4 protein-coding genes are annotated in these 6,173 nt (G+C 44.0%); all 4 read left to right on the forward strand.

What is annotated here, in order from left to right; genetic code table 11:
- The first annotated feature begins 72 nt into the window (after positions 1-72).
- The 4 genes from tnpB to drt3b all read left to right on the forward strand — a co-directional run bounded on the left by tnpB (position 73) and on the right by drt3b (position 5,618).
- Complete coding sequence (tnpB, locus tag MPRO_RS01960; RefSeq protein WP_067286331.1) at positions 73-384, forward strand: IS66 family insertion sequence element accessory protein TnpB; 312 nt, start codon at positions 73-75, stop codon at positions 382-384.
- A 90-nt stretch (positions 385-474) separates the two neighbouring features.
- Positions 475-2,010, forward strand: a complete 1,536-nt coding sequence (gene tnpC / locus MPRO_RS01965) for an IS66 family transposase (protein WP_067286332.1) — start codon at positions 475-477, stop codon at positions 2,008-2,010.
- Between the two features lie 276 nt (positions 2,011-2,286).
- Positions 2,287-3,579, forward strand: coding sequence for an antiviral reverse transcriptase Drt3a (gene drt3a / locus MPRO_RS01970; RefSeq protein WP_158651719.1), 1,293 nt, complete (start codon positions 2,287-2,289; stop codon positions 3,577-3,579).
- Positions 3,576-5,618, forward strand: coding sequence for an antiviral reverse transcriptase Drt3b (gene drt3b, locus MPRO_RS01975; protein WP_067286336.1), 2,043 nt, complete (start codon positions 3,576-3,578; stop codon positions 5,616-5,618). The genes drt3a and drt3b overlap by 4 nt, the downstream gene beginning before the upstream one ends.
- Positions 5,619-6,173: the final 555 nt, after the last annotated feature.

Raw genomic sequence — 6,173 nt, forward strand, 5'->3', positions numbered from 1 at the left:
TTTCGTTGTTGGTTGTTCTGGGCGTTGGGTGTGACTGTGTATCTAAGCGTGAGGGGTCGTGGGCGGCGTCGGATGTGTATACGGGAGAGGGATATGCGCGCCGGGCCCGATACTGCCCTGGCGCGCGTGGTGGCGGTGTTCGGTGCGGCGCAGCCGCACTGTGCTTATCTGTTTGCCAATCGCCGCGCCAACCGCATGAAGGTGCTGGTGCACGATGGCCTGGGTATCTGGCTGGCAGCGCGACGTTTGCATCAAGGCAAGTTCAAGTGGCCCGAGGTCTGGCGCGGCGAGCGACTGGAACTGAACCCCGAGCAGCTCCAGGCGCTGGTGCAGGGGTTGCCGTGGCAGCGCATGGGCGCTGCCGGTGTGATCAGCGTACTGTAGGAAGGCGACGCTAGAACAGAGTGTCTGACGTGACGCAATTGGCCGTTCTGCGTATCGCCAGAGCGGGCGGGCTCTGGCACACTGCCGGGCATGACCACGACACCTGACCTCTCACAGTTCTCCCCCGAACAGCTGCGCCAGTTGGCAACCGAGCTGATGGCGCGCGTTGCGCAGCAGGATCAGGTAATACAGCGCAGCGAGTTGCGCAACCAGCAGCTGACCCATGAGCTGGCCTTGCTCAAACGCCACAAGTACGGCCAGCGCAGCGAGCACCTCAATGTGCTTCAGATCAGTCTGCTCGATGAGGTCATCAGTGCCGACATCGCTGCGATCGAGGCCGAACTGGAGCAGCTGAAAACCCCACCGGCGACCACCGCCAAGCAACAGCCCAAACGCGCTGCCCTGCCGCCGGAACTGCCCCGCAGCGAGATCCATCACGAGCCGGACACGACCTCCTGTGCCTGCGGCTGCCAGCTGAAACGCATCGGTGAGGACATCAGCGAGAAGCTCGACTATACGCCCGGCGTGTTCACGGTCGAACGCCATATCCGGGGCAAGTGGGTCTGCGAGGCTTGCGAAACGCTGATCCAGGCGTCGATGCCCGCACACATCATCGACAAGGGCATCCCGACCACCGGGCTGCTGGCCCAGGTGATGATCGCCAAGTACGCCGACCATCTGCCGTTGTACCGACAGGAACAGATCTTCGGCCGGGCCGGTGTGCCGATCCCGCGCTCGACCCTGGCCGAGTGGATCGGTCGCTGCGGCGTGCAACTGCAACCGCTGATCGAGGCGCTACGCGACGCCCTTCTCAAGGAAACCGTGCTGCATGCCGATGAGACGCCGGTGCCAATGCTGGCGCCGGGCAAGAAGAAAACCCACAAGGCCTACATCTGGGCCTATGCCAGCACGCCGTACGCCGAGCTGAACGCCGTCGTCTACGCCTTCACGCCCGGGCGCGGCGGTCAGCATGCCCGCGACTTCCTCGGTGACTGGCAGGGAAAACTGATCTGTGATGACTACAGCGGCTACAAGGCAAGCTTCAAGCAGGGCATCACCGAAATCGGTTGCATGGCTCATGCTCGGCGCAAGTTCGTCGAGCTGCATGTGGCGGGCAAGAGCCAGATCGCCGGCCAGGCGGTTGAATACATCAAGCAGCTGTACGACGTCGAGCGCGAGGCCCGCGACCTGACGGCCCTTGAGCGGCAGAGGCTGCGGCAGGACAAAGCCAAACCCATTGCGGATGCGCTGCATCACTGGATGCAGGCCCAGCGCCTGAAAATACCGAATGGCACGGCGACGGCAAACGCGCTCGACTACAGCCTCAAACGCTGGGCCGCGCTAACGCGCTACCTGGACGATGGTGCCTTGCCGATCGACAACAATCGGGTGGAAAACCTGATCCGTCCCTGGGCGCTCGGGCGCAGCAACTGGCTGTTCGCAGGCTCATTGCGCAGCGGTCAGCGTGCCGCCGCGATCATGAGCCTGATCCAGTCCGCCAAACTGAATGGGCATGAACCCTATGCCTATCTGAAAGATGTGCTCGCCCGGCTGCCGACTCAAAAGGCGAGTGCGATCGGCGAGTTACTTCCGCACAACTGGAACGCGCCGACTGACAAGGTGTGATCACCGATCGGTTACCGCTATGTGCCCGGAGCGGACGTTGATAAGCTGAGAAATAGGTATACGGTCTCCGGAGTTTTCCTGTCCCCGGAATTCACAAGTCTTGTCTTTTTCTCCTGTTGATAATTAGGAGACAAAAGGCAAGACTTGACCCTGTGGTACACCCTATCGTCTAATGATCCGGAATGAACGAAAGTATTTAGTATTTCTATTTATTAATATGATATACGTATTCTCTAATGGATATGATTTTGTTAGCGTTCTTTATGGAGGTGGGATGTGTTTAAGTATCAGGAGTTTAGTGAATCATCTCTATCTCGGTGCTTTGTTTCTAATGATTTTTTTTCTGACAATCGATTGTCAGAATCTGAGTATAGAGCGGACTTACTGAAAAAGTCTGTTCATGATGCTGAAAACATGTTTCCAAGTGGGCTTCAACTTGGATCTCTACAAAAAAATAATAAAAAAACTTATTTTTCATGTGACCTTCCACAGCGAATTGTTCTCCGAAAGTGCGCAAAGAATATTAGGGCAGCAACTTCTATAAAGCTTAAGTCAAGAACTCAAATAGCCCGCGAATTACAGGTTTATTTAGCGGAAGGTACACCTTACCGAGTCTATCGGCTAGACATAAGAAGTTTTTTTGAGAGCATAGACTATAAAACTTTGTTCACAATGGTGAACGAACTATCGAACCTATCTATGCATACCAAAAATATTATATTAGCGGTAACAGCATTTTTTAATGAGAATGTTGGCTGCTCGGTACCTAGAGGAATCGAAACGAGCCCGCTACTATCTGAGCTTATACTCAGCGATTTTGACAATTCAATATCAAGCTGTAAAGAGGTTATTTACTACTCTAGATTCGTAGATGATTTGATTATAATAACATCGGCACATGAGGATGAGTTATATTTCATCAATAAAGTGGAATTGTCATTGCCAGGAAATCTTAAATTTAATAAGGAAAAGACAGAGATAGTCAGTTGCAAAAAAAGAGATAAGGCCGGTAGCTTAACCGATGGAAAACTAGTTGTTTTCTTTGACTATCTTGGGCTTTCTTTCAAAGTATACGACTCACCACTTCCATCAAAAAAAATTCAAGGCGGAATGCTAGAAGAGAATGCTTATCTTTCGAGTAAAACTTATAGAGAAGTACACGTTGACCTGTCTGAAAAAAAAGTCAAGAAAATAAAATCTAGAATTTGTAAAGCGTTTTACACTTTTCATAAAGACAAAAACTATCTACTCTTGCGAGACAGGATTAGATTTCTAACTACTAATCGCTCAATGATCAATAAAAACAAAGATACAGTAATACCTGTCGGTATTTATTACAACAACTCTCCGGTAAACTTCCCCAGCAAGGCTATTGAAGAAATTGACTGTTTTTTGACAAAAATGACAACGAGCAAGAATGGACGGCTTTGTAAATTTTATAGCCACTTGCTTACCAAAAAACAAAAGAAAGAACTGCTACAATACAATTTTACAAGGGGGTTCTCTAGTCGCCTACACAAACGTTTTAGCGCCAACCGACTTGTTGATATTGTAAGGATTTGGAAATGAAGAAAGCAAGGAAGATAAAGATCGACAAGAAGGACTATGCTAGGGCCTTTTTGACAGATACATCACCTTCCGATGTACCTGTTATATTTTCAAATGATGGCCTTTACATTAATCATCATATTGCACAGAGAAATATAAAAAAGGACTCTTGTGGTTTTGATATCTTAAAGTCTCTATACTGCACAATAGTTAGCCCCTATGATTCTAGTCATGCTAGTGAGCAACATAAACTTAGCAATCAACTAGAACAAACCTATCCAATGAAATATAAAATAATAAAAAATAAAAATAGCTTGAGAACGTTGTCTCTAATACATCCGAGATCACAAAAAAACTATTGTGAAATCTATAAAAAATACTCCGACGCAATTATTTCACTATGTGCTAGCAGTAAGTTTTCAATTAGAGCTCCTTTTAGAGTAGGAAGCTCATTTTACGCTAAGGACGAAGAAAAACTAAATAAATACAAAGAGATAAATATAGAAACACTTGAAAATGATCTGCGGCGAAAACATGCATCATCATTTTACAGCTACTATGGATTTGATCGCCTGTATAAGTTTTTTAGTTCTCGGCGTTACACTCAACTTGAAAAAAAATACTCATGTATGTGGTTACTAGATGTTGCAAACTGTTTCGATAGTATTTATACACACACTATATCTTGGGCAGTAAAAAATAAAGACTTTATTAAAAGCCATGTCACAATGGCCAACCAGTTTTGCCAAGAGCTAGACACGACTATACAAAGAAGTAACAATAACGAAACGAATGGAATACCTATCGGTTCAGAGTTTAGTCGAATATTTGCTGAAATAATATTTCAAGATATTGATAAAAAAATTGAAAATTATTTAATAAACATTAAAAATATCACTTTTGGCGTTGATTACGAAGTGATCAGATACGTCGATGACTACGTGATATTCTCAAAGAGTTACGAGGTAGCCCGTTCAGTATATGAAGCTATAGAGGACAGTTTGTCATCTTATAATTTGTATTTAAGCGAGTCAAAGATTAATAAATTTGAAAGGCCATTTTTTACAGATAAGTCGCGAGTGGTTATTGGTGTAAATGAAGCATTATATGATTTTGAATCTTCTTTGTTCAAAAAAGAATCCATAAATGGAAAAAGAATATACATACCAAATAAAATTATAAATAAGCATAGATTTGAGCAGCACTTCATTAATAAAATAAAAATATTGATGGGAAATGAAGCTGTAGAATATTCAGAAATATCGCCCTATGTAATAGGATCGCTTTACAAGAGGCTTTTGAAATTTATAGAGTCTTTCAAGTCCAATAAGAGTTTTTTCTATGAGTCAGATGATTTAGTTTACCTTGCCAAAGATACGGTCTTATTGATATTGAGACTTGTATTCTTCTTCTATAATGTAAGCCCAACAGTGTCATCTTCTGAGAGAGTATCTCGATCTATAATCGTTTCAGAGAACTTTTTTTATAAATATATCCCATCACGTTTAGAAATGTTTAGAAATGATATAATGGGACACGTTGTTGATTTAAGCTTTGAGAAGAACAATACAGACCAAAGAAATGGTTATATTTCTTTAGAGAAGCTAAATATTATTATAGCAACTGGTAGTTTTGGAAGAAATCACACAATTCCAAGCAAAAAAATATCTGCAAACTGGAAAGAAAATATCGAATTTTCATACTTCGATATTATTTGCCTTCTATATTATTTCAAAGACAATCCAGAATACGAAAGTGAGCGAGAAAAATTAGTAGATTCCGCGATGTCCAAACTTAAAAAATCGAATTTCAACATATCTAAAGATTCGGAGAGTGCTTACATTTTTTTGGATGTTTTAACCTGTCCTTATGTCGATAGAGTTAAAAAGAAATATCTATTAACAAAATACTTTTCAAAGTATGAGAAAGCAGCACAAGTAGATGAAAAAAGCCTTGAAAAGTTCATAGATGAGCTAGAAGGTACATTCTGGTTTGTAAAATGGAAAAATGTAGACATTCTTAAAACCCTTGAACGAAAAGAGTTGAGGAGACCTTACTAATATGATAGCGTGACGATCGGTAGGTGACCAATATTGCTCCAACTGCAAATATATATTTGCAGTTTTTCGCTTGGTTTAATCCATGGTGCGCAACACCAAGGTGAAGATTGAGTTGAGGATTTACATTTTTAATGTATCTCCACACACTTGATGCTGAGGTCATCTGCCACCCTATAACTTTTAAGTATCATCTATGATACTCAGTCGCAAAAATCTATATGTTTTGAAGATAATGAAGCATGATTCTCATTTTATTATGTGAAGGAGAATTATTTAGTAGGCTTGTCAGATAGACACACGGTTTAGCGGGTAAAATAATCTGCGATCACGTCTAGTTTTTTGCTTTTATAAAGCTAATGTCTGCTTTGTGCCGAAAGCGCCTTCAGGCTCTTGCTCGTTTGATTACATTTTCCGGCGCTGGGGTACATTCAGAGGAATCAGATAAAATGGTCCCCGAAGGGGCCTCCAAAGATACTGCTTGATTCATGCACCAACTGTCGTGCCAGCGCCACTTCCACCGAGTCTCCATCCTAGCAGGCTGTTGATCTTCTCCCC

Origin of the sequence: Marinobacterium profundum (genome assembly GCF_001528745.1) — a bacterium.
GTDB lineage: Bacteria > Pseudomonadota > Gammaproteobacteria > Pseudomonadales > Balneatricaceae > Marinobacterium_A > Marinobacterium_A profundum.

What these genes read in the sequence shown, in the direction of transcription:
- drt3b (WP_067286336.1), top strand. Translation starts at nt 3,576, where the DNA reads ATGAAGAAAGCAAGGAAGATAAAGATCGACAAGAAGGACTATGCTAGG.
- tnpB (WP_067286331.1), top strand. Translation starts at nt 73, where the DNA reads ATGTGTATACGGGAGAGGGATATGCGCGCCGGGCCCGATACTGCCCTG.
- tnpC (WP_067286332.1), top strand. Translation starts at nt 475, where the DNA reads ATGACCACGACACCTGACCTCTCACAGTTCTCCCCCGAACAGCTGCGC.